1 protein-coding gene is annotated in these 547 nt (G+C 49.2%); it reads right to left on the minus strand.

The features are described from left to right. Positions 1-525, minus strand: a 525-nt coding sequence (locus DW796_RS10350; protein ID WP_187362401.1) for a restriction endonuclease subunit S, incomplete at its 3' end; no start/stop codon positions are given. Positions 526-547 lie beyond the last annotated feature (22 nt).

Genomic DNA, 547 nt, shown 5'->3' on the forward strand with positions numbered 1-547 from the left:
CGATTTGTCCGCCTCGGCAGCGAAGTCGGCGAACTCCTGTTGGAGGGACAACGGGGGAATTGCAATGGGAATAGCGGCCAAGTCTGCTGCGCTGATATTTGCCTGATGGACACTTCCCTTCGCTATATTACGAAGGACTCGCTTTCCTTCCTTTGAATTCAGGTAACCAGATACATATTCGGCAGAGCTGTGGTCAGCGAACCTTACGCACACGATGTACCCAGCAATAACCATGGTCTCTGACTGATGAAAAACGCAAGTTTTCCCAACCTTGTCAATGCTGTTGGTTCGATTAAAAAGCATATCGCCATAGCGGACGGTAGCATTTTCGAGAGCTTGGCCCTTTAGGGTGATTCGCTTTGTATCGGTTAGGTCAAGGATGCCGTCGTCGGTGATATTGTTCATTCGGATGTAGACATAATCGCCATCGGCGCCGGCTTTTGCTGAAGTGCCGTAGTGCATTTCTATGCTGTAGTTGCCAATTGTTTCGATTGGCCATGATGCGTGCGTCTTGGTTCTAAACATCTCGACAAACCGTGATTTGACG

The organism is Collinsella sp. AM31-2AC (genome assembly GCF_003469285.1).
Lineage (GTDB): Bacteria > Actinomycetota > Coriobacteriia > Coriobacteriales > Coriobacteriaceae > Collinsella > Collinsella aerofaciens_AT.